The following is a 1,227-nucleotide window of genomic DNA, read 5'->3' on the forward strand; positions in this document are numbered from 1 at the left end:
ATAGGGGATACGGTAATGGTGATTCTATCGGGAGGTATGGTCCTGGGTTCTCCGGCAGCAGGTGAGGAAGGAGCAGCAAGAGGCATTAAATAATAATTTTTATGCTCTACACGAATGGATAGGTTTGGTCTATTATGGTTTAGATTTTAGGTGAAGTGTTGGGCAAACTCTTAAATGAATTGAAAAAATATAACCAGCGGTTTTGGTAAGCTGGTTTAAAAATATAATAGGATATGAGATAGTAAAAAATGATAACCGGTTTATAGGAAGATATTTGGGTATAAGGAAGGGGATTGTGATGCTCTCTTCACAGTCACTCGAAATGGAAGGGATTGTGATATAATGAATTTATAAATCATAATGTCACGGAATTAATAAAACAAGCCTTTGAGGTTTTTTGAGAGAAAGATGATAAAGGGGGTATAAGCAATGAAGTTTATTGTAACAATTGAACGAGATGAAGATGGAATGTTTGTGGTAGAATGTCCATCTATTCCGGGATGTGTAAGTCAGGGTAAGACTGAGCAGGATGCAGAAGATTCCACTTTTAAGTGGGCGTGTGGAAACGGCAAGTAAAAATGCACCTTGCACGGAAAATATTTCTTGTATCGAGTTTTTTCTGTGCAGGGGGAGGGAAAATAAAAATTTCGATTATTTTTAATTATAATCAATCCAGGAGGTAGAAAAATAAAAATGAAAAAGAAAAGACAATTTACAGTTATAATAGAAGAAGGAGAAGATGGATATTTAATAGGAACTGCACTTGAACTTAAAGGTTGTCATACTCAGGGGAAAACAGTAGAAGAACTTCTTAAAAATATAAGAGAAGCTATAGAGCTATATCTGGAGGTTGAAGGAGTTGAAGGAGAAGAAGAGCCTTATATTAAAGAAATAGTTGGTATACAAAAGGTTGCAGTATGAGTAAATTACCCATACTGACAGGATTAGAATTAATAAAAATATTAGAAGGGATTGGCTTTAAAACAGTTAGGCAAAAAGGAAGTCATGTATTTCTAAAACATCAAGATAACAGAACAACTATTGTTCCTGTTCACAAAGGGAAAGATGTTGATAGATCCCTATTGAGAAAGATATTAAGAGATACAGAAATATCTCCTGATGAATTTAAAGATATTTTAAGGAAGAGTTAGTATTAAAAACAAATACATTATTACCAATTTGCTGATTAACCAATTTACCAATTGAAATGCAAGATAGAAAGATAGT

Annotated in this window: 2 protein-coding genes and 1 pseudogene; all 3 read left to right on the top strand. The window is 33.7% G+C overall.

The window, feature by feature from the left end:
- Positions 1-429: 429 nt before the first annotated feature.
- Positions 430-534, top strand: a pseudogene (locus COZ07_RS07510) (type II toxin-antitoxin system HicB family antitoxin); the annotation flags it as partial.
- 159 nt (positions 535-693) lie between these two features.
- Positions 694-921 carry a type II toxin-antitoxin system HicB family antitoxin gene (locus tag COZ07_RS07515; RefSeq protein WP_406607955.1) on the top strand — a complete coding sequence of 76 codons (228 nt, stop codon included), beginning with the start codon at positions 694-696 and terminating at the stop codon, positions 919-921.
- On the top strand, positions 918-1,151 hold the full coding sequence (locus COZ07_RS07520; RefSeq protein ID WP_406607956.1) for a type II toxin-antitoxin system HicA family toxin: 234 nt from the start codon (positions 918-920) through the stop codon (positions 1,149-1,151). Before COZ07_RS07515 ends, COZ07_RS07520 begins: the two co-directional genes overlap by 4 nt.
- Positions 1,152-1,227 lie beyond the last annotated feature (76 nt).

Origin of the sequence: Candidatus Infernicultor aquiphilus (genome assembly GCF_002784285.1) — a bacterium.
GTDB lineage: Bacteria > Atribacterota > Phoenicimicrobiia > Phoenicimicrobiales > Phoenicimicrobiaceae > Infernicultor > Infernicultor aquiphilus.